The sequence below is a fragment of the Streptococcus wuxiensis genome, from assembly GCF_040888245.1.
Classification (GTDB): Bacteria; Bacillota; Bacilli; order Lactobacillales; family Streptococcaceae; genus Streptococcus; species Streptococcus wuxiensis.
The window spans coordinates 198786-224079 of sequence record NZ_JBFNFE010000003.1 but is presented as its reverse complement, the minus strand read 5'-3'; the positions used below and the strand labels follow the sequence as shown (position 1 = coordinate 224079).

17 protein-coding genes and 2 pseudogenes are annotated in these 25294 nt (G+C 41.7%); 17 read left to right on the top strand and 2 right to left on the bottom strand.

Annotation, left to right across the window (positions count from 1 at the left end; genetic code table 11):
• Positions 1-3 precede the first annotated feature (3 nt).
• Positions 4-4785: pseudogene (locus AB2B47_RS05540) on the bottom strand (SIALI-17 repeat-containing surface protein); the annotation flags it as partial.
• Between the two features lie 312 nt (positions 4786-5097).
• Between AB2B47_RS05540 and AB2B47_RS05535 the strand changes: the two are divergent.
• From AB2B47_RS05535 to AB2B47_RS05480, 12 genes are all read left to right on the top strand, one after another.
• Positions 5098-5343, top strand: coding sequence for a YneF family protein (locus AB2B47_RS05535; protein ID WP_004251708.1), 246 nt, complete (start codon positions 5098-5100; stop codon positions 5341-5343).
• 207 nt (positions 5344-5550) lie between these two features.
• Positions 5551-6345 (top strand): glutamate racemase, encoded by a 795-nt coding sequence (gene racE / locus AB2B47_RS05530; RefSeq protein WP_223333768.1) that lies wholly within the window; start codon positions 5551-5553, stop codon positions 6343-6345.
• The gene (locus AB2B47_RS05525; RefSeq protein WP_414170641.1) at positions 6303-7313 is read left to right on the top strand and encodes a nucleoside-triphosphate diphosphatase; all 1011 of its coding nucleotides are present in this window, start codon (positions 6303-6305) and stop codon (positions 7311-7313) included. Before racE ends, AB2B47_RS05525 begins: the two co-directional genes overlap by 43 nt.
• A complete protein-coding gene (locus AB2B47_RS05520) occupies positions 7289-7810 on the top strand; it encodes a metallophosphoesterase (RefSeq protein ID WP_004251713.1) in 522 nt (173 codons plus the stop codon). Before AB2B47_RS05525 ends, AB2B47_RS05520 begins: the two co-directional genes overlap by 25 nt.
• Positions 7807-8268 carry a cyclic-di-AMP-binding protein CbpB gene (gene cbpB / locus AB2B47_RS05515; RefSeq protein ID WP_320693815.1) on the top strand — a complete coding sequence of 154 codons (462 nt, stop codon included), beginning with the start codon at positions 7807-7809 and terminating at the stop codon, positions 8266-8268. Before AB2B47_RS05520 ends, cbpB begins: the two co-directional genes overlap by 4 nt.
• A complete protein-coding gene (gene xerD / locus AB2B47_RS05510; protein ID WP_320693814.1) occupies positions 8265-8999 on the top strand; it encodes a site-specific tyrosine recombinase XerD in 735 nt (244 codons plus the stop codon). The genes cbpB and xerD overlap by 4 nt, the downstream gene beginning before the upstream one ends.
• The gene (locus AB2B47_RS05505; protein WP_320693813.1) at positions 8999-9727 is read left to right on the top strand and encodes a segregation/condensation protein A; all 729 of its coding nucleotides are present in this window, start codon (positions 8999-9001) and stop codon (positions 9725-9727) included. Before xerD ends, AB2B47_RS05505 begins: the two co-directional genes overlap by 1 nt.
• An 18-nt stretch (positions 9728-9745) precedes the next feature.
• Complete coding sequence (gene scpB / locus AB2B47_RS05500; protein WP_006147860.1) at positions 9746-10315, top strand: SMC-Scp complex subunit ScpB; 570 nt, start codon at positions 9746-9748, stop codon at positions 10313-10315.
• Entirely contained in the window at positions 10302-11027 is a 726-nt protein-coding gene (locus AB2B47_RS05495; RefSeq protein WP_004251725.1) for a pseudouridine synthase, read from the top strand. Before scpB ends, AB2B47_RS05495 begins: the two co-directional genes overlap by 14 nt.
• Entirely contained in the window at positions 11027-11263 is a 237-nt protein-coding gene (yidD, locus tag AB2B47_RS05490) for a membrane protein insertion efficiency factor YidD (protein WP_223333750.1), read from the top strand. The genes AB2B47_RS05495 and yidD overlap by 1 nt, the downstream gene beginning before the upstream one ends.
• A gap of 114 nt (positions 11264-11377) precedes the next feature.
• Positions 11378-12442 (top strand): glutamyl aminopeptidase, encoded by a 1065-nt coding sequence (gene pepA, locus AB2B47_RS05485; protein ID WP_223333748.1) that lies wholly within the window; start codon positions 11378-11380, stop codon positions 12440-12442.
• A 24-nt stretch (positions 12443-12466) separates the two neighbouring features.
• Positions 12467-12763, top strand: coding sequence for a hypothetical protein (locus tag AB2B47_RS05480; protein ID WP_006152271.1), 297 nt, complete (start codon positions 12467-12469; stop codon positions 12761-12763).
• A gap of 28 nt (positions 12764-12791) precedes the next feature.
• Here AB2B47_RS05480 and AB2B47_RS05475 read toward each other — a convergent pair whose 3' ends face one another.
• Positions 12792-14423, bottom strand: coding sequence for a Na/Pi cotransporter family protein (locus tag AB2B47_RS05475; RefSeq protein WP_281137668.1), 1632 nt, complete (start codon positions 14421-14423; stop codon positions 12792-12794).
• A gap of 299 nt (positions 14424-14722) precedes the next feature.
• Here AB2B47_RS05475 and AB2B47_RS05470 point away from each other — a divergent pair.
• The 5 genes and pseudogenes from AB2B47_RS05470 to AB2B47_RS05450 all read left to right on the top strand — a co-directional run bounded on the left by AB2B47_RS05470 (position 14723) and on the right by AB2B47_RS05450 (position 25292).
• Positions 14723-20293, top strand: a pseudogene (locus AB2B47_RS05470) (endo-beta-N-acetylglucosaminidase).
• Between the two features lie 242 nt (positions 20294-20535).
• The gene (locus AB2B47_RS05465) at positions 20536-21072 is read left to right on the top strand and encodes a hypothetical protein (protein ID WP_320693812.1); all 537 of its coding nucleotides are present in this window, start codon (positions 20536-20538) and stop codon (positions 21070-21072) included.
• Positions 21073-21445: 373 nt separating this feature from the next.
• Positions 21446-22645, top strand: a complete 1200-nt coding sequence (locus AB2B47_RS05460; RefSeq protein WP_006151517.1) for a phosphoglycerate kinase — start codon at positions 21446-21448, stop codon at positions 22643-22645.
• Between the two features lie 402 nt (positions 22646-23047).
• Positions 23048-23992, top strand: coding sequence for a dihydropteroate synthase (gene folP / locus AB2B47_RS05455; RefSeq protein WP_320693811.1), 945 nt, complete (start codon positions 23048-23050; stop codon positions 23990-23992).
• A gap of 1 nt (position 23993) precedes the next feature.
• The gene (locus tag AB2B47_RS05450; RefSeq protein WP_320693810.1) at positions 23994-25292 is read left to right on the top strand and encodes a bifunctional folylpolyglutamate synthase/dihydrofolate synthase; all 1299 of its coding nucleotides are present in this window, start codon (positions 23994-23996) and stop codon (positions 25290-25292) included.
• The last annotated feature ends 2 nt before the right edge of the window (positions 25293-25294 follow it).

Genomic DNA, 25294 nt, shown 5'->3' with positions numbered 1-25294 from the left:
TCGCAGTACCGATAGGCTTNTAGCCTGGTCTTTTAAGGCTTTGAGTTTAAACTCAGGAAGAGAGATGATAGGCGCCGCTTGGTCGCTCGCAGTACCGATAGGGCCAGTGTATTCAGGAATATCCACGATAGGCGCCGCTTGGTCGCTCGCAGTACCGATAGGCCCAGTGTATTCAGGGATATCTACAATAGGCGCTACTTGGTCGCTCGCAGTACCGATAGGCTTAGTGTATTCAGGAATATCCACGATAGGCGCATCTTGTTCTCCCGCAGTACCGATAGGTCCATTGTACTCAGGGATATCTACGACAGGCGCATCCTGTTCTCCCGCAGTACCGATAGGCTCAGTGTACTCAAGAATATCCACGACAGGCGCATCCTGTTCTCCCGCAGTACCGATAGGCTCAGTGTACTCAGGAATATCTACGATAGGAGCCGCTTGTTCCCCTGCAGTACCGATAGATTCAGTGTACTCAGGAATGTCCACAATAGGCGCTTCCTGTTCTCCCGCAGTACCAATTGGGTCAGTATATTCAGGAATGGTTACTACTGGAGCAGGCTCGTTACCTTTGCTTGTAACAACTTGATCTTCTACAGGTGCAGTTTCCTCTTTTGGAAAGACTGTTACAATAGTACTGCTTCGTGTCTCTCCTAGGATAGCATAAGCTTCTATTGGATTGCCAGTTTTACGTTCCGTAGTTTCAGGAATGCCGATTTCTACCTTGTTATCCTTTATGCTTAATACTGTTTGCTCGCCAGAAGTGACAAGATGATTTTCATCGACTTTTCTTAGGACTAGGGGATCTGTAACACCAGGGAATGTCACAGCAACAGCATCCCAGTTACCAGTTGGCAAAGTTAGGGTAACTGTCTTATCTTCTACCTTTATAGGTTCGAGGCTTGGTGTATCTAATGATACTGATGGAGCTTTTAGAATATCGAATGAATCAAGGGAGATTTTCTTTCGTCCGTCTGGAGAATCTGGGTCCACTTTCAAAGTTAGGACATGGTCGCCATCTGCTAGATTAGTAAACTCTCCAATCAATGCTCCTTTTTCGGTAGCTCCGGCAGTGTAAAAGTCAAGGCTTGGCATTTCTTTTCCATCGAGAGTTACAAGTGCTTTACCAAGGGCAGATGTTTTCAGTCCATAGATACGGATACCTGTACCAGAGAATGGAATTCTTGCAATTGCTTCAGGAGCAAGACTATCGTCTGCGTTGATATCTGCATATTTCTCTGTAGAAGCATAGAGTTCCGCATCAGTCCAGTCTTTAAATGCTGAACCGTATTGGATACGAGAATCACGATCATCTATCTTCTCAACTGTTTCTCCTTGACCTGGGAAGACCTTGAAGTAGTCTAAGGAAATTTTTGAGCGTTCACTTCCACGTCCCTTATGTTCACGCTTAACAGTGATAGTCATGAGGTGAGGGCCTGAAGAAAGATTTGAATAACGACCGATTAGGACACCCTTTTCAGTAGCTCCAGCCGTATAGAAATCAAGCTCACCAACAGATTTGCCATCGATTGTAACCTCAGCAAGACCTAATTGAGAAGATTTGAGTCCGTAGATTTCAATACCAGGTCCATTGAAAGGAATGGTTGCTGTTGCATCTTTATCGGAATAATTTCCATTTGAGATGTCGGCGTATTTTTCTGTTCCGCCAAAGAGTTCTGAGTCAGACCAGTCTCCAAAGGCAGCGCCATACTGAATGCGAGAGTCACGATCGTCCATGAGCTCACTAAAGGCGGAGATTGAAGCAACATCAGAAACAGGTGTTGAACGGTCTCCTAGTATAGCCTTAACGGTATAAGTATAGGCATGGCTTGAATCAATAGAACGGTCGATAAAGCGAGTTTGGTTGGTTGTAAACTCACGGACAGTAGAAGTTTGACTAGTTTCATCTCTACTTTCCCGATGGATGACATAATGAGTCGCCCCTTCAACTGTATTGAAGTTGAGTTCAGCAGTCGTTGAATCTTTTCGTTGGGCAGTCAGACGAGTAATACGACCAGGGAAGTTTTCAAAGGTAATGACATCGCCTTTTTGAGTCGCAAGTTGGATGCGATTGTCTTTGAGGCGACTAGCTTGAACTTCCTTGCCATTAATCTTGATAATACTAGATTCGATATTTGGATAGTCTACGACTAAATCTCCACCAACATTAGAAAGGAAAGATAGCGTTTCAAGATTTTTCTCTTTCCATTTCATGCTGACTTCAAAGTTACCACGAGCGACTAAGCCTGAGACTTGCCCGTCTTTCCATGCATCTGGAAGGGCTGGTAATGGGGCAATGTAGCCTGTGTGAGACTGAAGGAGCATTTCTGCCATACCGCTGGTTGCACCAAAGTTTCCATCAATTTGGAAAGGAGCATGCGTATCCCAGAGGTTTTCTAGAGTTGAAGATTTGAGCTGTTCTGCCAATAAACGATGGGCACGATTTCCATCTAAGAGACGAGCCCAGAGGTTGATTTTATTGGCCTTAGACCAACCAGTACCACCATCTCCACGGTGGTTTAGGGTTGCGCGTGCAGCTTCTAGATATTCAGGCTGATCCTTGCCAAATAAAGTACCTGGGAAGAGACCAACTAGATGAGAAACGTGACGGTGATGGTTTTCAATGCCTTCGTTAGTGAATTGTGGGCTGTCTTCTTCGTACCATTCCTTGATACGTCCGTCTTGGTTGATATGAAGTGGTTTGAGCTTATCAAATTTAGCCTTCACTTCTGTTACCAAATCTTGGTCGATCTTCAGATGATTGGCTGCTTCCATATAGTCGTGGAATAGCTGCCAAACTAGAGATTGGTCAAAGGTATTCCCAATCGTGATGGTTCCATGTTCTGGTGAGTAGGATGGAGAAGAAACCCAGCGATCACTAGCCTTGTCGTAGTGCAAGAAGGAATTCCAGAACTTGGCTGTTTCCTTGAGCATTGGATAAATCTTTTCTTTAAGATAAGTTTCATCCTTGGTGAATTTGTAGTAGTCATAGACATTCTGCATCATCCAAGCATTGGCAGCAGGAGACCAACCCCAATAGTAGTTCCAACCAGGAGTAGTCCAGCCAAATGGTGTCGCCTGAGTATGAACCAACCAACCGTTTTCTTGACCTTCTTTGGATTCGATACCTGCATATTCTTTAGCAGCTATACGGCCATAGTAGCGCATGTCATCGATATAATTGATCATTGGCTTAGCCGTTTCTGCGAGATTGCTCATGTAGGCAGGCCAATAGTTCATCTGTAGGTTGACATTGAGGTGGTAGTCTGAGTTCCAAGGTGGATTATCTACAGCATTCCAGACTCCTTGCAAGTTGGCAGGGAGGGCATCTGTCCGGTCACGAGAAGAACTGATGAGTAGATAACGTCCGTATTGGAAGAAGAGTTCTTCTAGTTTTTGCCCTTTTTCAGGGTTGTAGGTATGCAGAGCTTCTTTTGTAGTTTGGCTAGACTTGCTACCACCAAGATTTAGTTGAACGCGATTGAAGAGACTTTGATAATCCTTGATGTGGTTATTTTTTAGGGTTTCATAATCTTTTACCTTAGCAGCTTCTACTATAGACTTAACAGTATTTTCTAGGTCAATATCCTTGCGATAATTGGTTTTTGGATTTTGAGCAAAGTTGGTCTTGGCACTGAGTAAAAGGGTCGCATAGCTGGCTCCGGTGACAGTCAAATAGCCATCTTGTGCAGTGACTTGTCCGTCTGTCTTGATTCCAAGATAGGAAGCAAATTTCAGACCATTGTCTTTGACAGTTCCTTTGAGCAAAATACCATTAGAATCAGTCGTAACTGCTCCTTGTTTATAATTCGAATATTCCCAGGAGTAGTCGCCATTCGCAATCAAATCTTCAGTCAAACTATTCCAGAGTGTAAAATCAAGGGTTTTATCCCCTTTTTTACTCAAGTGGGTCACAGTAACATCGTCAGGATAGCTAGAGAAGGTTTCGCGCTTAAAGTTTGTACCGTCTTGGGTATAAGAAGTGGTCGAGATGGCCTCAGAAATATCTAAGCCACGATGATAGTCGGTAACACTCTCCAGGCCTTTCTTTTGGTTGTTAAAGACCATAAAGATATCACCAAAAGATAAGTAACGACCATACTGAGCATTGTTTGGTCCGACTAGGTTGCGCTCCGCTAATTGTTTTGCTTTTTGGCGGTTTCCTTCTTCTAATGCCTTACGAATTTCTGCTAAGACCTTATAGCGGTCTTGATAATTCCCCCCATTGTAATCGGTGCTATCCGGTTGCGGTCCACCAGACCAGAGAGTTTTTTCATTGTATTGGATTCTTTCTTCACCGATGAGTCCAAAAACTTTTGCCCCCATTTCTCCATTTCCCACTGGCAGGGCTTGTTTTTCCCAGCCGTCATAAGAAGGAGCGGTTGGTTGGTCGTAATGAAGTTGATAGTTTTCTTGCTTAGTCATAGGAAGTTCTGGTTTTTCACTCTCCTTATTTTCAGAAGGTTCAACTACAGCGTTAGTCTCTGATTGATGATGTATTTGAGGTGTTTCCTTTTCAGGTTTTACCTCTTTGTCAGCTAATTCAGTAGAGGTTTGATTTTCTGTGCTTGGTTGATTTTCCTTACCCTCTTGAGTGGGTTCCTCTACTTTTGTATTCACTTGAACCGTAGTCTCACTGACACTTGCTTGATTTTCTTTCACTTCGATGCCATCGGCAGCTACATTCTGTGTTGCTAGAAAAACAGCTCCCAGTAGAACAGAAGCAGTTCCAACGGTCAATTTTCGGATGCTATACTTACAGGATTTTTCCCAATAGCTCTTCTTCATAAAAACTCCCTTCTTAAATCTGTAAGCGCATACATTTTCTTGTAAAAAAAATAAGCCTTGCAGAAAGATGTTTCCTTTGTTTTGTATAATCTTAATATAGCAAATAAATCGATTCAATGCAAGGTTTTTTAGGAAAAACTGAATTATTTTACCAAATTTTAGTTCTTTTTTAATTTTATTGAATTAAAAAAGATTAGAGCTGAAAAAGAATCTGAGTAATGCCCGACCCTTTTGAAAGCGTAAATCAAACTAGTCAGGCGTGGGACTTTATGGTATAATATAGAAGATTCAAAAAGAAACAGGAGAAATATTATGGACCTTATTTTAGCAATTGTCTTGATTGTTTTAGCTTTTCTAGGTGGAGCTCTTGGAGGAATGTACTTGGTACGCAAGCAAATTGAAAAAGAATTTGCTGATAACCCACGTTTGAATGCAGAAGCAGTTCGTACTCTGTTGAGTGCAAATGGTCAAAAGCCAAGCGAAGCTAAGGTACAACAAGTGTACCACCAAATCATTCGCCAACAAAAAGCAGCCCTTGCTAACAATAAAAAGAAATAAATAGGAAAAGTCTGGGATGAAAATTCCAGACTTCTCACTATGTTCAACTGATATTTAAGGATAAGACTTTTTCCTTGCATTCTATTGATATTTGATTATGATTAAGAGGGAGATAGTCTGGAGTTTACCAGACTGTCAGAAATTTCAGCGAGAAATGTAATGATAATGAACTATCAATCAGAAAAATAAGACTAGAAAGAAGACTGTATGGATAATCGACCAATTGGTTTTTTGGATTCGGGCGTTGGAGGCTTGACCGTTGTACGTGAGCTCATGCGCCAGCTTCCTCATGAAGAAATCGTCTATATTGGAGATTCAGCACGGGCACCTTACGGGCCTCGTCCTGCTGAGCAAATTCGTGAATATACTTGGCAGTTGGTCAACTTTCTTTTGACTAAGGATGTCAAGATGATTGTCATCGCTTGTAATACTGCAACAGCAGTTGTTTGGGAAGAAGTTAAGGCTAGGTTGGATATCCCTGTCCTGGGTGTCATCTTACCGGGCGCTTCAGCTGCTATCAAAGCTAGTCAGGGTGGGAGAATCGGTGTGATTGGAACACCGATGACAGTACAATCAGATATCTATCGTCAAAAAATTCATGACCTAGATCCAAATTTGCAAGTTGAAAGTTTGGCCTGCCCTAAGTTTGCTCCCTTGGTTGAGTCTGGTGCCCTTTCAACCAGTGTGACCAAGAAAGTAGTTTATGAAACCCTGCGTCCATTAGTGGGCAAGGTAGACAGCTTGATTCTGGGCTGTACCCACTACCCGCTTCTCAGACCCATTATCCAAAATGTGATGGGACCAGAGGTAAAACTGATTGATAGTGGTGCAGAGTGCGTGCGGGATATCTCTGTCTTACTCAATTATTTCGAGATTAATCGTGGCCGCGATGCAGGGCCTCTACAACACCGTTTTTATACGACTGCAAATAGCCATAGTTTTACTCAGATTGGAGCGGAATGGCTAGAAAAAGAGATTCATGTGGAGCATGTAACATTATGACAAACAAAATTTATGAATATAAGGACGACCAGGACTGGTATGTAGGTGTCTGGGACGTCTACGGTGGAATCTATAGCCTCATAAAAGATCCTCTTGATCTCGATTTTATGGATTTGGCTCGTATTTTCCGTGATGAGGAAAATGGTTTTCCAATCACGATTACGGTAATGCGCTGGTCTTCCAACTTCCGTTTACTCTCTTTTATCGTTGAGATTTTAAATGCAGAAGCCGGCCGAAACTTGGAAGTCATTCAACGCCAAGGTGCCCTGCTCTTAGTTGAAAATGGACAACTCTTGCATGTTGAATTACCTAAAGAAGGAGTCGATGTAGAGGCCTTCTTTGAGACAAACAAGGTCAGAGAAACTTTGCTGATTGCGACTCGTAACGAGGGTAAAACCAAGGAATTTCGTGCTATCTTTGACAAACTTGGCTATGATGTGGAGAATCTCAATGATTATCCAGACCTACCTGAAGTAGCTGAAACAGGCATGACCTTTGAAGAAAATGCTCGCCTTAAGGCTGAAACCATCTCCAAATTGACAGGCAAGATGGTTCTAGCGGATGATTCAGGTCTTAAAGTCGATGTTCTCGGTGGATTGCCAGGTGTCTGGTCAGCTCGTTTCGCAGGTGTTGGAGCAAGTGACCAAGAAAATAATGCCAAACTCTTACACGAATTGGCTATGGTCTTTGAACTCAAGGACCGTTCGGCACAATTCCACACCACCTTGGTCGTGGCTAGTCCAGGTAAGGAAAGCTTGGTTGTCGAAGCCGATTGGCAAGGCTACATTAACTTTGAACCTAAGGGTGAAAATGGTTTTGGTTATGATCCACTCTTCTTAGTAGGAGAAACTGGTAAATCCTCAGCTGAATTAACCCTTGAAGAAAAAAATAGTCAATCTCACCGTGCCTTAGCCGTTAAGAAACTTTTGGAGGTATTTCCATCATGGCAAAGCAAACCATCATTGTAATGAGCGATTCCCACGGAGATAGCTTGATTGTAGAAGAAATACGTGATCGCTATCTTGGGAAAGTTGATGCCATTTTTCACGATGGTGACTCGGAGCTTCGCCCAGATTCACCACTCTGGGAAGGGATTCAGGTAGTTAGAGGAAACATGGATTTCTATTCAGATTATCCAGAACGCTTAGTGACTCAACTGGGTCCTACCAAGATTATCCAGACCCACGGACACTTATTTGACATTAACTTCAATTTCCAAAAACTAGATTTCTGGGCCCAAGAAGAAGATGCTGATATCTGTCTCTATGGTCACTTGCATGTGCCAAATGCTTGGATGGAAGGGAAGACCCTCTTTCTAAATCCAGGTTCTATCAGCCAACCACGTGGAACCATCAGAGAATGTCTCTACGCTCGTGTGGAAATTGATGACAGCTATTTCAAAGTGGACTTTTTGACACGTAATCATGAGGTTTATCCTGGCTTATCCAAGGAGTTTGCTCGATGATTGCCAAAGAATTTGAACTCTTTTTGCTGGAGCAAGAGGAAACCTTTTTGACTCCTGCTGAAAATTTGGCTGTACTCATTGATACTCACAATGCAGATCATGCCATTCTCCTCCTTAGCCAGATGACTTATACACGAGTTCCAGTAGTGACTGCTGAGAAAAAATTTGTTGGGACCATAGGTCTTAGAGATATTTTTGCATACCAAATGGAACAGGGTTTGAGTCAGGATGTCATGGCAGATATGGATATTGTTCACATGACAAAGAAGGATGTCGCGGTAGTTAATCCAGACTATACATTGACGGATGTATTGCACAAGCTAGTGGATGAGTCTTTCCTGCCAGTCGTTGGTAAGGATGGTATTTTCCAAGGGATTATCACGCGGAAGTCAATCCTCAAGGCTGTCAATGCCCTCCTGCATGACTTTAGTAAGGAATATGAGATTCGAAGCAAATGAGAGAATGGATTTTAACATTTTTAGAAGAAAAGCAAAATCTATCTAGTAATTCTAAACAGTCTTATAAATATGACTTGGAGCAGTTTTTAGATCTTATTGGAGAACGAATTTCTGAGACAAGTTTAAAAATCTACCAAGCTCAGCTATCAAATTTTAAAATCAGTGCCCAAAAGCGTAAAGTTTCTGCTTGTAATCAATTTCTTTACTTTTTATATCAGAAAGGAAAGATTGGCACCTTTTATCGTTTAGAATTGCCGAAACAGGCTGAGAAAAAACAAGTCAAGTCAGAGCTTTTAGACTTGAGTTCTTTCTGGCAAGAAAGTACCTATCCAGAAGGGCGTTTAATAGCCTTATTGATAGTTGAATTGGGCCTCTTGCCTAGTGAAATTCTAGCCATAAAAATAAGTGATGTAAATCTAGATTTTCAAGTATTGAGAATCAATAAAGCCTCTCAGCAAAGAATCTTGAGTCTTCCCACAAAATTACTTGCAGAGTTAGAACCCTTGATGGGACAGACCTACCTCTTTGAAAAAACTGGTAAGCCATATTCTCGTCAATGGGCCTTTCGTCAGTTAGAAGCCTTTCTAAAGGAAAAAGGGTTTGCAGATTTATCGGCTCAAGGATTGAGAGAACAGTTTATACTGAGACAAATTGAAGAGAAGGTTGACTTATATGAAATCGCCAAAAAATTGGGATTAAAAACAGTCATGACCTTAGAAAAATATAGATAATGGATATTAAATTAAAAGATTTTGAAGGGCCTTTGGACTTGCTCTTACACTTGGTTTCAAAGTATCAGATGGATATCTATGATGTACCGATTACAGAAGTTATTGAGCAGTATCTAGCCTACATATCAACCTTACAAGCCATGCGTTTAGAAGTGGCAGGTGAATATATGGTGATGGCTAGCCAACTGATGCTGATCAAAAGTCGTAAGCTCTTGCCAAAGGTTGCGGAAGTGTCTGATTTAGAGGATGACCTAGAGCAGGATCTTCTTTCTCAGATTGAAGAATACCGCAAGTTTAAACTTTTGGGAGAGCAGTTGGAAGTCAAACACCAAGAACGAGCTCAATATTACTCAAAAGCACCGACAGAGTTAATTTACGAAGATGCTGAACTTGTGCATGATAAGACCACGATCGATCTTTTCTTAGCCTTTTCAACTTTATTGACCAAGAAAAAGGAAGAATTCTCGAAAAACCATACAACCATTTTACGAGATGAGTATAAGATTGAGGATATGATGGTCATTGTTCGGGAAGCCTTGGTAGAAGGGCAACAATTATGCTTGCAGGATTTGTTTAAAGAAACCAAGGATTTGCAAGAGGTTATTACACTCTTTTTAGCGACTCTGGAGTTGATTAAAACCCAAGAAATTCTCTTGATTCAAAAAAAGAGTTTTGGAGATATCTATCTCATAAAAAAGAATGAGGAAAATCAAGTAGAGCAAAGTTAGACTTGATAGAGAGGAAGTATGAGTACTTTAGCAAAAATAGAAGCACTCCTGTTTGTGTCGGGTGAAGATGGGATTAGGGCTCGTCAGTTAGCAGAACTCTTATCGCTACCACCAACAGGGGTTCAGCAGAGTCTTGAAAAATTAGCCAAAAAGTATGAAAAAGACCAGGATTCTAGTCTGGCACTGATTGAGACAGGAGGTGCCTACAGATTGGTAACCAAGCCTCAATTTGCTGATATTTTAAAAGAATATTCTAAGGCGCCAATCAACCAGAGTCTATCTCGGGCTGCGCTTGAAACCTTGTCCATTATTGCTTATAAGCAACCTATCACACGTATAGAAATCGACGCTATTCGTGGGGTTAATTCAAGCGGAGCTCTAGCTAAGTTACAGGCCTTCGATTTGATACGAGAAGATGGGAAAAAAGAAGTTCTTGGTCGCCCTAATCTCTATGTAACTACGGATTATTTTCTAGATTACATGGGTATTAACCATTTGGAAGAATTGCCTGTGATTGATGAGCTTGAAATTCAAGCACAAGAAAGCCAATTATTTGGTGAAAGGATAGAAGAAGATGAGAATCAATAAATATATTGCCCACGCAGGAGTGGCCAGTAGGAGAAAAGCAGAGGAGTTGATCAAGCAAGGCTTGGTGACTGTTAACGGTCAGGTAGTACGTGAATTAGCGACAACCATTAAGTCTGGTGACAAGGTTGAGGTTGAGGGCCAACCCATCTATAACGAAGAAAAGGTTTACTATCTGCTCAATAAACCACGTGGAGTGATTTCCAGTGTAACAGATGATAAGGGACGTAAGACGGTTGTCGATCTTTTGCCGAATGTGAAAGAGCGTATCTACCCTGTAGGTCGTTTGGACTGGGATACATCAGGTGTCTTGATTTTGACCAATGATGGTGACTTTACCGATGAGATGATTCACCCACGTAATGAAATCGACAAGGTCTACGTGGCGCGTGTAAAAGGGATTGCTAACAAGGAAAACCTCCGCCCCTTAACTCGTGGTCTTGAGATTGATGGTAAGAAAACCAAGCCAGCGGTTTATGAGATTCTTAAAGTAGACCCAGTCAAGAATCGTTCCGTGGTGCAGTTGACCATTCATGAAGGACGTAACCACCAGGTTAAAAAGATGTTTGAAGCTGTGGGCCTCCAAGTGGATAAGTTATCACGGACACGTTTTGGGCACCTAGACTTGACAGGTCTCCGTCCAGGAGAATCCCGTCGTCTTAACAAAAAAGAAATCAGCCAACTACATACCATGGCTGTAACAACTAATAAATAATGAAACGAATTTTAATTGCGCCTGTGCGCTTTTACCAACGCTTTATATCCCCAGCATTCCCACCTTCTTGTAGATTTGAGCCTACTTGTTCAAACTACATGATTCAGGCTATTGAAAAGCATGGACTTAAGGGGGTTCTGATGGGATTGGCACGGATATTACGATGTCATCCTTGGTCTGAAATAGGTAAGGACCCCGTACCAGATCACTTTTCTTTAAAGAGAAATTCAAAATAAAAAGAATCACAGTCGTGATTCTTTTTTGGTGTAGATAGATCTATAGATTGATGATTTTCACTACACTTCTCCTATAAAAAGTGGTAAAATGGTTGAAAGAAAGAAGGGATAGAAATGACAACATTATTTTCTAAAATCAAAGAAGTAACAGAACTTTCTGCTATCTCAGGTCATGAAGCACCTGTACGCGCTTATCTTCGTGAGAAAATAACTCCTCACATGGATGAAGTGGTAACAGATGGCCTAGGTGGTATTTTTGGTATCAAACATTCAGAAGCAGTCGATGCACCTCGTGTCTTGGTAGCATCTCACATGGATGAAGTTGGTTTTATGGTAAGTGAAATAAAACCAGATGGAACCTTCCGAGTAGTTGAAATCGGTGGTTGGAACCCGATGGTTGTCAGCAGCCAACGATTTAAACTCTTTACGCGCCAAGGACGTGAAATTCCAGTCATCTCAGGTTCAGTACCTCCACATTTGACTCGTGGGACAGGCGGACCAACCATGCCAGCTATTTCAGATATCGTCTTTGATGGTGGTTTTGCGGATAAGGCTGAGGCTGAAAGTTTTGGTATCCGCCCAGGAGATACCATCGTTCCAGATAGTAGCGCAATCCTAACAGCTAACGAAAAAAATATTATCTCAAAAGCATGGGATAACCGTTACGGAGTTCTCATGGTTAGTGAATTGGCAGAAAACTTGTCAGGTCAAAAACTAGGCAATGAACTTTATCTTGGTGCCAATGTCCAAGAAGAAGTCGGACTTCGTGGTGCCCATACATCAACAACTAAATTTGATCCAGAAGTATTCCTTGCTGTAGATTGCTCACCAGCTGGTGATGTTTATGGTGGTCAAGGTAAGATTGGTGATGGAACCTTGATTCGTTTCTACGATCCAGGTCATTTGCTTCTCCCAGGTATGAAGGATTTCCTTTTGACAACTGCTGAAGAAGCTGGAATCAAGTATCAATACTACTGTGGAAAAGGTGGAACTGACGCAGGTGCAGCTCATCTGAAAAATGGTGGTGTCCCATCAACAACAATCGGTGTTTGTGCCCGTTATATCCACTCTCATCAAACACTTTATGCCATGGACGATTTCCTTGAAGCTCAAGCTTTCTTACAAGCCTTAGTTAAAAAATTGGATCGTTCTACAGTAGATTTAATCAAAAATTATTAAACAGAAATGACGGAGGTAATAGGGATGGAAGAACCAAACCTAGAAACCTTGATACGGGATCTTTACAATCATGCCCGTCAAAACCTGAGTGAAGATCTAGTGCTTGCACTTGTAGAGACTGCTAAGCAATTGCCAAGCACCAATGAGCGCTTGCTAGCAGTACGGCTATCGGGTCTGGTCACTATTGAACTTCTCAAGAATCCCAAGACCCCAGCGCCAGAGTTAGTCAATCTGGCCCGCTTTATCAAAAAGGAAGAAGCGAGATACAGGGGTGCAGCTGCATCTTCCTTTATGATTGGAGAGCTATTTAAAATGCTTTGATTCGAAAGAATCAAAGCATTTTTTTGTTTTAAATTTGTTCAGCCAAAACCTTTTCAGCAAGGTTCATAGCGTGGTCTGATACACGAGTGTAGTGTGAAATAATATCGATAAAGTTGACACCTGCTTGGGTAGAACATTCTCCGTTATTTAGACGTTTGATGTGAGTCTTACGAAGGACACGTTCCATGTTATTGATGTCTTCGTGTCGCTCGATAAGAGCTTGAGCTTTCTCGAGGTCGTTGTTTTCCACACTCTCAAGAGCATCTTTGACGAAATCACTAGTTTTAAGATAAATCTCTGCTAGTTCTTCTAAGGCAGCCTCAGAGAATTGAACATTCTTGCGTTGCAAGTAATCGTTAAGATTGAGCAGGGCTTCTGCGTGGTCTCCGATACGTTCCAAGTCTCGTGAAGAGTCAAGGATATTTGTTAAGACTTCACTCTCTTTTTGGCTCAAAGCTTCACCAGATAAACTAATGAGGTAACGAGTCAATTTTTCATCAATGGTATTGATAGCTTCTTCAGTCTTATGTCCCTTTTCTGCAACTTTTTCATTAGAGTTGATGATATAGTCATAAGAGAGGTCAAAGGCTTTCGCAGCATAATTACCTAGGTGTAGAAGTTCTTTTTTAGCATTTCCAAGAGCGATAGATGGAGCTTGTTTGATCAGTTGCTCATCAAGGTAAAGTGGCTCGTATTTGACAACCTCGTCTTCTCCAGGGATAAGTTTAGTTACCAAGAAAGCAAGAGCTCCGATGAATGGAAACTGAATGATTGTATTGGTAATGTTGAAGGTTCCGTGGGCGAAGGCAATGGTCATTTCTGGAGCTAGATTTAAGAAGCTCTCAAACCATTGGATTAAGCCTGTAAATGGAACGAGGAAGATAATACAGATAACAGTCCCGATAACGTTAAAGGCCACATGGGCTGCCGCCACACGTTTGGCTGCAATATTAGCACCCAAGGAAGCGATAATAGCAGTGATGGTTGTTCCAATGTTATCTCCAAAGAGAACTGGTAGTGCACCCTGAAGGTCAATCAGATTGCTAGCGTAGAGATTTTGTAGAATCCCGATGGTCGCTGAGGAGGCTTGAATCAGAAGGGTTAAACCTGTTCCGACAAGAACACCCAAGATTGGATTTTTACTAAGTTCTACCATGTAGTCTTTAAAGACTTGTAAATCCTTAAGGGGTTCCATAGCGCCACTCATAAGATTGAGGGCAAAGAAGATACCACCGACACCAAAGACAATTCGTCCGATGTTATTGATGGTTCTATTTTTGGTGAAGAAGAGACAGACTGCTCCGAGAAAGAGCATAGGTAATGCGTAGTCTCCCAATTTAAAACCAATGATAAAGGATGTGACGGTTGTTCCAATATTGGCACCCATGACAATCCCAATGGCCTGACGTAAAGTCAATAGTCCAGCGCTAACCAGACCAACTGTAATAACCGTAACACCTGAACTCGATTGAATCAGGGCAGTCATCCCAATTCCAACTAAAATTCCAAAGAAAGGATTGCTAGTATATTTGTCAATGTAAAATCGAAGACGATCTCCAGCTGCTTGTTGCAAACCGTCCCCCATGGTTTTGATACTATATAAGAATAGTCCCAGGCCACCTAAAAAGTGAAATGCAATTTCCTGCCAATTAATGGACATTTTATTTTCCCTCCGAAAACTAATCGCGGAATTTCTCCCATTCTATTTTAAAGGATTCTAAGCAATCTAACAAGTAGTAAACACATTTTTTTAGAAAAATATCATGAAAATGTAAAAAAAGTAATTGATTGTCTAATTTATATCATTTATTCACCCCTTTATAGATATTTTAGGATGACTGTTGACTCTACTTATAAATAGCGTAAAATAAAAATGAACAGTTCTGCTATTTTAAGGGCAGTTACTTTTTTAAAATAAAAATAAAGCGCTTACTTTTTTTGGAAGTGAAAGGAGAAAAAATGAAGAATCCATTTTTTGAGAAACGTTGCCGCTATAGTATTCGAAAATTATCAGTGGGTGCCTGCTCTTTGATGATTGGTTCGGTTTTATTTGCCAACCAAGCTCTAGCAGAAGAAGTTGCAATCCCAGCGAATGAAACAAGGACTACTGCTGTGGCTACAGAGCAAGCATCGCCTGCCACATCAGAGCAACCAACTACAGCTTCACCTGAGGTGTTAAAGCAGTTGGAAGAGACAGAAAACAAGGTTAGTGAACAACCTATTTCAGAAGAAAAACCAACCTTGGACCAATTGACTGCAGCTGATAAGGAAGTAGCTAGTCCGGTTGCTGAAGCGCCTAAGGCTGAAGAAGCACCTGTAGCTACAGAAAATAAGGCTGAAGAAGCACCTGTGGCTACAGAAAATAAGACTGAAGAGAAAGCAACTGTTTCAGATATTCCTAAGAAAGAAGAAAAAAGTCTTCGACCAAAAGAAATTAAATTTGACACTTGGGAAGATTTGTTGAAATGGGAACCGGGTGCCCGTGAAGACGACGCTATTAATCGTTCTTCAGTTGAATTGGCTAAACGTTACCGTGGGCATGTAGTCAACGAAAAAGCCAATAAGGATGCCAAGGTTGAAGCTCTTGCCAATACCAACTCTAAGGCTAAAGACCACGCTTCTGTAGGTGGTGAAGAGTTTAAAGCCTATGCTTTTGACTACTGGCAATACTTGAATTCAATGGTCTTCTGGGAAGGGCTCGTTCCAACTCCGGACGTGATTGATGCTGGTCACCGTAATGGTGTCCCTGTATTGGGTACACTCTTCTTCAACTGGTCTAATAGTATTGCAGACCAAGAAAAATTTGCCGAAGCCCTTAAACAAGACGAAGACGGAACTTTCCCTATCGCTCGTAAGTTGGTTGATTTGGCTAAATACTATGGATTTGATGGATATTTTATCAACCAAGAAACAACAGGAGATATCGTAACGCCTCTTGGTAAGAAAATGCGTGACTTCATGCTCTATACCAAGGAATATTCGGCTCAAGTCAATCATCCAGTGAAATATTCTTGGTATGATGCCATGACCTATGAATATGGTCGTTATCATGAAGATGGTTTGGGTGAATACAATTACCAATTCATGGAAAAAGAGGGAGACAAGGTTCCTGCGGATCACTTCTTTGCCAACTTTAACTGGACCAAAGAGAAAAATGACTACTCTGTAACTATGGCCAAATGGCTTGGACGTAGTCAGTACGATGTCTTTGCAGGTTTGGAATTGCAACAAGGTGGTTCCTACAAGACAAAAGTGAAATGGGATGCTCTCTTTGATGAAAATGGCAAACTTCGCTTGTCGCTTGGACTCTTTGCACCGGATACTATCACTAGTCTTGGTAAGACAGGCGAAGACTATCACAAGAATGAAAATATCTTCTTTACAGGTTACCAAGGAGATCCAACTGGTCAAAAACCAGATGACAAGGACTGGTACGGGATTGCTAACCTAGTAGCTGACCGTACACCAGCAGTAGGCCATACCTTTACAACATCCTTTAACACAGGACATGGTAAAAAATGGTTTGTAGACGGCAAAGTTTCTAAGGATTCTGAATGGAACTATCGTTCTGTATCAGGTATCTTGCCTACATGGCGCTGGTGGCAAACTTCATCAGGTGCTAAACTTCAAGCTGATTATGACTTTGAAGATGCCTACAATGGAGGGAATTCACTCAAATTTGCGGGTGATTTAGCTGAAAATACCAACCAAGATGTTCGCCTTTACTCTACAAAACTGGAAGTAACAGATAAAACAAAACTTCGTGTTGCTCATAAAGGTGGTAAGGGAAGCAAGGTCTATGTAGAGTTTGCGACTCAGAAAAATTATACCTATGGTGGCGAGAATGCTCGTAAAGAACTGACTCTATCTGACGATTGGACAAAAGATGAATTTGATTTGAGTGCCTTGGCAGGTCAGACTATTTACGGTATCAAACTCACTTTTGAAAATACTGCTGCCCTTAAGGGCTATCAATTTAACTTAGGTGAGTTGACTGTAACAGATAATCAAGTGGCTCCTCAAGCACCAACAGCTCTTAAAGTAGCTAAACAATCCCTTAAAAATGCCCAAGAAGCGGAAGCCATTGTCCAATTTACTGGAAATAAAGATGCTGATTTCTATGAAGTCTATGAAAAGGATGGCGATACTTGGCGCCTATTGACAGGCTCATCTGCAACTACGATCTATCTACCAAAAGTTAGCCGTTCAGCTAGTGCAACTGGTACTAGTCAAGAGTTGAAGGTTGTCGCAGTTGGGAAGAATGGCCTTCGTTCTGAAGCAGCAACTACAAACTTTGAGTGGGGAATGACTGTCCAAGATACAAGTCTTCCAAGACCATTAGCAGAAAATATCGTTCCAGGAGCGACTGTTATCGGAAGTACCTTCCCAGACACAGAAGGCGGCGAAGGTATCGAAGGTATGTTGAATGGAACTATCACTAGTCTATCTGACAAATGGTCTTCTGCTCAGTTGAGTGGTAGCGTTGATATCCGTTTGACACAACCACGCCGTGTCGTTAGATGGGTCATGGACCATGCTGGTGCGGGTGGAGAATCTGTCAACGATGGTTTGATGAATACTAAGGACTTTGAACTCTACTATAAGGATGAAGCTGGAGAATGGAAACTAGCCAAGGCTGTTCGTGGCAACAGAGCCCATGTTTCAGATATTACCCTTGATAGCCCAATTACAGCGCAAGACTGGCGTTTGCACGTTATTACATCTGACAATGGAACACCATGGAAAGCTATCCGCATCTACAACTGGAAGATGTATGAAACTCTTGATACGGAGAGCCAAAACATTCCTATGGCTAAAGTTGCAGCGCGTGTTCTGACGGACAATAAGATTCAACTTGGATTCTCAGAAGTTCCTGCTGGAGCAACCATTACAGTCTATGATAAGGCAGATTCACAAACTCCAATCGCTACCTTAAATACGGTAGTTGGAGGAGATTTGGCAACAGAACCATTGAGCTTTGAAAAACGTCCAAGCCTTCTTTACTATCGTACACAATTGCCAGGTAAAGAAATTAGTAATACTCTTGCTGTAACGATTCCTCAGGATGAAAGAAAGATTAAGGCTATCAGTCTAGAAGTAGCACCTAAAAAGGGAACTTATCAAGTTGGCGAGGAATTGAATCTCAAAGGTGGTCTTCTCCGTGTCAAATATGAGGGAGAAGAAGCAGATGAAGTCATCAACCTCAGTCATGCAGGTGTAGTTGTTAACGGCTATGATGCTCACCATCATGGTGAACAAGAGTTAACAGTAACCTATCTTGGTCTTCCAGTTGCAGGAAGCTTCAAGGTTCAAGTGACTGGTGAAGAAGCTGGTCCAAAAGAAGTCGCAGCCCTGTATATTAGTAAACAACCGAAGATTGATTACTTTGTAGGCGATGCTCTTGATTTATCAGAAGGACGCTTCAAGGTCTTGTATGACGATGAAACTGAGACAGAACATAGCTTTACAGACCAAGGAGTCGAAATTACAGGCTATGATCCTCAAAAGACAGGCCGTCAAAAACTTGAGTTGCACTATCAAGGACAAACTGTCGAATTTGATGTTCTAGTATCACCTAAGGCAGCCATTAACGACGAATATCTGAAACAAGAAATCACATCTGCTCAAGGACGCAAAGAAACAGTAGCTTATACATTTGCGGATGCAGCAAAACAAGCAGCTCTTGTTGAGAAGCTTGATGCAGCAAAAGCCATCTTAGAAAACCACGATGCTAGTCAAGAAGCAGTCAACCAAGCCTTGAATGACTTGAAACAAGCTGGTGCAGACTTGGATGGTGTACAGCTTTATCAAACAGCTAAGGAAGAGCTTGAAACTCTTCTAGGAAAAGTTCGTGAGAAAAATGCAGACGATCCAATCATCGCTCAAGCAGAAACTCTTATTGGATCAACAAATCCAACTCCAGCAGCCTTTGCGGACATGAAAGAAAAGCTGAATAAGAAACTAGCTCCTGCAGAAGAAAGCCACCATGTGGGTAGCTTAGAAGAAGGAGAAACTGCTCCAACAGTTGAAGCTCTACCTGAGCTAGTGGTTGAAACAGAAACTCAAGCCTTCGAACGCCAAGAACGTCCGTCAGGAGACCTCTTGTTGGGTGAACGTAGAATCGTTCAGGCAGGTGTAGAAGGTCAAACTCGTCGTCTGATTGAAGTTGATGCCAAAGGCAACCACACTCTTCTTGAGACAGAAGTAGTCAAGGAAGCAGTTGCAGAAATCACTGAAGTTGGTACCAAGGTAGAAAGTCGTGTTCTACCGCTAGACGGAGTCAAAGATTAGACTATCAGCAATCCAGCATTGGTGATTGAGGAAGACAAAGTCGCATACGGTCATGAAGAACGAGTAGATCCTAGTCTTCAAGCAGGAGAACGTCGAATCGTTCAGGCAGGTGTAGAAGGTCAAACTCGTCGTCTGATTGAAGTTGATGCCAGAGGCAACCACACTCTTCTTGAGACAGAAGTAGTCAAGGAAGCAGTTGCAGAAATCACTGAAGTTGGTACCAAGGTAGAAAGTCGTGTTCAACCGCTAGACGGAGTCAAAGATTTGACTATCAGCAATCCAGCATTGGTGATTGAGGAAGAAAAAGTTGCATACGGTCATGAAGAACGAGTAAATCCTAGTCTTCAAGCAGGAGAACGTAGAATCGTTCAGGCAGGTGTAGAAGGTCAGACTCATCGTCTGATTGAAGTAGATACAGAAGGCCACCGCACTCTTCTTGAGACAGAAGTCGTCAAGGAAGCAGTTGCAGACATCACTGAAGTTGGTACCAAGGTAGAAAGTCGAGTTCAACCGCTAGACGGAGTCAAAGAGTTGACTATCAGCAATCCAGCCTTGGTGATTGAGGAAGAAATAGTTGCATACGGTCATGAAGAACGAGTAAATCCTAGTCTTCAAGCAGGAGAACGTAGAATCGTTCAGGCAGGTGTAGAAGGTCAGACTCGTCGTCTGATTGAAGTAGATACAGAAGGCAACCGCACTCTTCTTGAGACAGAAGTAGTCAAGGAAGCAGTGGCTGAGATTACTGAAGTTGGTACCAAGGTAGAAAGCCGTGTTCAACCACTAGACGGAGTCAAAGATTTGACCATTAGCAATCCAGCATTAGTGGTTGAGGAAGAAAAGCTTGCATACGGTCATGAAGAACGAGTAAATCCTAGTCTTAAAGCAGGAGAACATCGCTTGGTTCAAGCAGGAGTTGAAGGACTTCGTCGAAATCTGGTAGAGGTTGACACTGAAGGCAACCGCAGTCTTAAGGGAACGGAGCTTATCAAAGAAACTGTTACTGAGATTGTTGAGATTGGGCCAAAAGTGGATGTCCAAGATGACAAACCTCTTGCACCTGCTCCAGTAGCACAAGCAGCTAAGCAGAAACCAGCACAAGCAGAAGCACAAGCTGAAAAACCTGAAGGAAAACAACTCCCAAGTACAGGTGAAGGAGTAGATGCAAATCTTCTGGCTCTTGGATTGGTTGGAGTTCTAGGTGGCTTTGGACTTCTCGCTCAAAAGAAAAAAGAAGAGTAAGTTGAACTTCTAAATTACTGTCTGACAAGATAATAGTATTAAAAGGCAAGAGCCATTTTTGGCTCCTGCCTTTTTGCATTCTTAGAATGTTTATGTTAAGATTTTTATTATTTCATAAGAATTGTTGTAGTGAGATATCTGCATGTTTTGCTTTGAAGATTGATTATGTATATTGAGTTGTAAAAGTTATTTATTGTTAATCCCATCAAGAATTGGTTTGGGAATAAGAAAGGAAAAAGAAGATGAAATTATTAAAAGTAGTCATTGCTGTAAACATTGTAGTAGTGAGCATTGGCTTAGTAGTATTTATAGGAGCGAGTATGTATGCTGTTACTACGATTAATTTGCTATCTAACTCAGTCTATTATGCACAACGGATGCCTCATAAGGAGGGAACAGAACCCGACTTAGTCATGTTGATTGAAAATATGGGTTCGATTTATACCCCGAAAATTGAGGGTATTCGCTATGATGATGATGGTAGAAATTTTATTGAAAATTCTATCGATTCAAGTGGTCATCCTACCAGTTTTAGTGAGTTTGATGGAGGTTATCACTACAGTGATAAAAACGATGTGTCCTATAAGTTTGATAAGAATTTTGAGCTTGAGTGGGCTCTCGACAAAGATTATAAAAAAATTGATACTACAATAATTGATGAAAAAAAGATAAAAGGAGAGATTCGAGAAACCGTTCAACCCGTACTTGATGTACAGAGTAAACCCCTCATCAATCTTCAGTGGTTGTTTAATATGAAGTATCAGGATAGGTTTAATTAGAGATGCAGATAGGTCTTCAAATTGAAATTAAACTGAACAAAAATGATTCAACCTTTAGCAGTAAGTTAACCTTTCTATGGCATTTTTTATTTCAATATAAAACTTTCAAAATAGATTTTAAAAAATTGAACAGTTTCTGAATAGTTAGTTAAGAAAAAATAAAGACACAACTTCAGACAATAGCTCTTCCTTTATAAATGAGCAGCATACCATAGATGAAGATAAAAACAGTGAGGTATTTCCTTAGAAAGTAAAGATTGAGTTTAATTTACTAGAGAGAGCCGTTTCAGGGAAAAGTTTAAGGTTTTGCTATCTCTTTTATTGATTTTGTGATATAATTATCATGTATTAAAAAAAGAAGGAGTCATATCTAATGGCAAAATTGACTGTTAAAGACGTTGACTTGAAAGGGAAAAAAGTTCTCGTTCGTGTTGACTTCAACGTACCTGTAAAAGATGGCGTGATTACTAATGATAACCGTATCACTGCAGCTCTTCCAACTATCAAGTACATCCTTGAACAAGGTGGACGTGCAATCCTCTTCTCTCACCTTGGACGTGTTAAAGAAGAAGCAGACAAAGAAGGTAAATCACTTGCTCCTGTAGCTGCTGACTTGGCTGCTAAATTGGGTCAAGAAGTTACATTCCTTCCAGGTGTTACTCGTGGTGCTGAATTGGAAGCAGCGATTAATGCTCTTGAAGATGGACAAGTTCTCTTGGTTGAAAACACTCGTTACGAAGATGTTGACGGCAAGAAAGAATCTAAAAACGATCCTGAACTTGGTAAATACTGGGCATCACTTGGAGATGGTATCTTCGTAAACGATGCATTCGGTACAGCTCACCGTGCACACGCATCTAACGTTGGTATCTCAGCAAACGTTGAAAAAGCTGTTGCTGGATTCCTTCTTGAAAACGAAATTGCCTACATCCAAGAAGCAGTTGAAGCTCCAGAACGTCCATTCGTGGCTATCCTTGGTGGTTCAAAAGTTTCAGACAAGATCGGTGTTATCGAAAACTTGCTTGAAAAAGCTGATAAAGTTCTTATCGGTGGTGGGATGACTTACACATTCTACAAAGCACAAGGTATCGAAATCGGTAACTCACTTGTAGAAGAAGACAAATTGGATGTTGCTAAAGCTCTTCTTGAAAAAGCAAACGGTAAATTGATCTTGCCAGTTGACTCAAAAGAAGCAAACGCATTTGCAGACTACACTGAAGTGAAAGACACTGAAGGTGAAGCAGTAGACCCAGGATTCCTTGGTTTGGATATCGGTCCTAAATCTATCGCTAAATTTGACGAAGCTTTGACTGGTGCTAAAACAGTTGTATGGAACGGACCAATGGGTGTATTTGAAAACCCTGACTTCCAAGCTGGTACAATCGGTGTAATGGACGCTATCGTGAAACAACCAGGCGTTAAATCAATCATCGGTGGTGGTGATTCAGCTGCCGCAGCTATCAACCTTGGTCGTGCAGACAAGTTCTCATGGATCTCTACTGGAGGTGGAGCTTCAATGGAACTTCTTGAAGGTAAAGTTCTTCCAGGACTTGCAGCTTTGACTGAAAAATAAGAATATAAAAAAGGAGGCTGGGACACAAGTCCTAGCCTCTCAAGTGTCTTTGGATTTTCGAGCAGGACGCAGTGGTTGAGTGGTCAAAGCACTGCTTTGAGGTGGCGGATAGAACTTGCGAAGCAAGTATCCTAAGTCTTTGTTCGCTTTTTAAGCTTCAAAGATGCCCTATGTTGACGGAAACTATGTTTCCTTTATCTGCAACCTTCAACAGTCTCCCAGACTGTTGAAGCTGTGCGGAGGTGGGACGACGAAATCGAATTCGAACGATTACCGATTTCTGTCCCACTCTCTTTTTTGCGCTCTTTTAAAGTTTGAGAGTAGCGAGGGATAATTGGACAGAATCCAAAAAAAACAGTAAAATAGAGGAATACCAATCTAAATGAAATTTGAGTAATAATCGTGAAAAAAAGAGACAATCATACAAAAACAGCTATTTGCGGTATTATCAATGTCACCCCGGATTCTTTCTCTGATGGGGGCCAATTTTTTGCTATTGAAGAAGCCTTAAAACAAGCTCGAAAATTGATTGCTGAAGGTGCTACTATTTTAGATATTGGTGGAGAATCCACTCGACCTGGAAGTAGCTATGTTGAGATTGAAGAGGAAATCCAACGTGTGGTTCCAGTCATTAAGGCTATCCGTCAAGAAAGTGATGTTCTGATTTCGGTCGACACATGGAAAAGTCAAGTTGCAGAAGCAGCTCTAAAGTCTGGGGCCCATATAGTCAATGACATTACAGGTCTCATGGGAGATGAGAAGATGGCGGAAGTGGTTGCCAAGGCTGGAGCTCAGGTGGTCATCATGTTTAATCCAGTCATGGCACGCCCTCAACACCCTAGTTCACTTATCTTCCCTCATTTTGGCTTTGGAGAGCCTTTTACAAAGGAAGACTTAGATGAGTTTGAAAAACTACCAGTAGAAGAACTGATGACAGCTTTCTTTGACCGTGCTCTAGTAAGAGCGAAAAAAGCAGGAATTTCGAAAGAAAAGATCATGCTGGATCCTGGGATCGGCTTTGGCTTGACCAAAAAGGAAAATCTCATACTTCTACGTGACCTTGATAAATTACACGAGATGGGCTATCCTATCTTTTTAGGAGTCTCTCGCAAGCGCTTTGTCATCAATATTCTGGAAGAAAATGGTTTTGAAGTAAACTCAGAAACTGAAGCTGGTTTCCGCAATCGTGATACGGCTTCAGCTCATGTAACTAGTATCGCTACTAGACAGGGTGTAGAAGTGCTGCGTGTACACGATGTAGCCAGCCACAAGATGGCAGTTGAAATCGCATCAGCCATCCGTCTGGCAGATGATGCGGAAAATTTAAACTTGAAACAGTATAAATAAGATGAATAAAAACGAAACGAAACAGTGGATAGCTAACTATCGGACAGACCAACCGCATTTTGGTTTGGAGAGGATGGTGAAGCTATTAGCCTTACGTGGCAATCCCCATCTGAAACTCAAGGTTATCCATATCGGAGGAACCAATGGTAAGGGGTCTACTATAGCCTTTTTGAAGAATATGTTGGAAAAGATGGGGCTAAGAGTTGGAGTCTTTAGCTCACCCTATCTGATTCATTATACCGATCAGATTGCCATTAATGAGGAATCTATCCCAGAAGCAAGATTAGAGACCTTGATGGTAAACTATCGCTCACTACTTGAGGGGGAGCATGCTCATGATTTGCGAGGGACGACAGAGTTTGAGATTATCACTGCTATAGCCTATGACTATTTTGCTTCTGAGCAAGTCGATGTGGCCATTATGGAAGTAGGTATGGGCGGACTTTTGGATAGTACCAATGTTTGTCAGCCTATCTTAACAGGTATTACGACCATTGGGTTGGACCATGTAGCTCTACTAGGGGATAGCTTGGAAGCTATCGCGGAGCAGAAGGCTGGAATTATCAAACAAGGAGTTCCCCTGGCAACAGGAAATATTGTCCCAGAAGCCTTAGCAGTTATCAACCAAATCGCGAAAGCAAAAGAGGCTCCTAGGCTTGTTTATGGGGAAGATTATCAGGTTCGTCATCAAGAAAGCGTGGTAGCGGGTGAAATCTTTGATTATAGCAGTCCTGTCAGACAAGGTCGCTTTCAAACAGGTCTGCTTGGTTTGCACCAGATAGAAAATGCGGGGATGGCGCTTGCTCTCCTAGACACTTATTGCCAGGAGACTGGGCGGGAATCAGCAAGTAATGACTTGGTTGCTCAAGCTTTGAAAGAAACTAGATGGCCAGGGCGTTTGGAGGTCGTGTCTAGTAACCCCTTGCTGTTTTTGGATGGGGCCCACAATCCTCATGCTATCAAGGCTTTATTAGCTACCTTGGAAGAACGATTTGCTGATTATCACAAGGAAATACTTTTTACATGTATCAAAACCAAGGCCTTGGAGGATATGTTAGACTTGTTAGGAACTTTGCCAGATACTGAGCTGACATTGACTCACTTTGATGACGGTCGAGCGACAGACGAAGAAGTACTAAAAAAAGTAGCTTATTCTAGAAATCTAAACTATCAAAGTTGGAAGGAATTTCTAGATCAAAAAATGACAGAAAATGAAGAGAAAAAAACAGTTAGGATTATCACGGGCTCATTATACTTTTTAGCCCAAGTGAGAGCCTATCTAATGGAGAGGAAAAATTAGAG

Coding starts and splice junctions, on each gene's coding strand:
- AB2B47_RS05535 (WP_004251708.1), top strand. CDS start 5,098: ATGGACCTTATTTTAGCAATTGTCTTGATTGTTTTAGCTTTTCTAGGT.
- racE (WP_223333768.1), top strand. CDS start 5,551: ATGGATAATCGACCAATTGGTTTTTTGGATTCGGGCGTTGGAGGCTTG.
- AB2B47_RS05525 (WP_414170641.1), top strand. CDS start 6,303: ATGGCTAGAAAAAGAGATTCATGTGGAGCATGTAACATTATGACAAAC.
- AB2B47_RS05520 (WP_004251713.1), top strand. CDS start 7,289: ATGGCAAAGCAAACCATCATTGTAATGAGCGATTCCCACGGAGATAGC.
- cbpB (WP_320693815.1), top strand. CDS start 7,807: ATGATTGCCAAAGAATTTGAACTCTTTTTGCTGGAGCAAGAGGAAACC.
- xerD (WP_320693814.1), top strand. CDS start 8,265: ATGAGAGAATGGATTTTAACATTTTTAGAAGAAAAGCAAAATCTATCT.
- AB2B47_RS05505 (WP_320693813.1), top strand. CDS start 8,999: ATGGATATTAAATTAAAAGATTTTGAAGGGCCTTTGGACTTGCTCTTA.
- scpB (WP_006147860.1), top strand. CDS start 9,746: ATGAGTACTTTAGCAAAAATAGAAGCACTCCTGTTTGTGTCGGGTGAA.
- AB2B47_RS05495 (WP_004251725.1), top strand. CDS start 10,302: ATGAGAATCAATAAATATATTGCCCACGCAGGAGTGGCCAGTAGGAGA.
- yidD (WP_223333750.1), top strand. CDS start 11,027: ATGAAACGAATTTTAATTGCGCCTGTGCGCTTTTACCAACGCTTTATA.
- pepA (WP_223333748.1), top strand. CDS start 11,378: ATGACAACATTATTTTCTAAAATCAAAGAAGTAACAGAACTTTCTGCT.
- AB2B47_RS05480 (WP_006152271.1), top strand. CDS start 12,467: ATGGAAGAACCAAACCTAGAAACCTTGATACGGGATCTTTACAATCAT.
- AB2B47_RS05475 (WP_281137668.1), bottom strand. CDS start 14,423: ATGTCCATTAATTGGCAGGAAATTGCATTTCACTTTTTAGGTGGCCTG.
- AB2B47_RS05465 (WP_320693812.1), top strand. CDS start 20,536: ATGAAATTATTAAAAGTAGTCATTGCTGTAAACATTGTAGTAGTGAGC.
- AB2B47_RS05460 (WP_006151517.1), top strand. CDS start 21,446: ATGGCAAAATTGACTGTTAAAGACGTTGACTTGAAAGGGAAAAAAGTT.
- AB2B47_RS05450 (WP_320693810.1), top strand. CDS start 23,994: ATGAATAAAAACGAAACGAAACAGTGGATAGCTAACTATCGGACAGAC.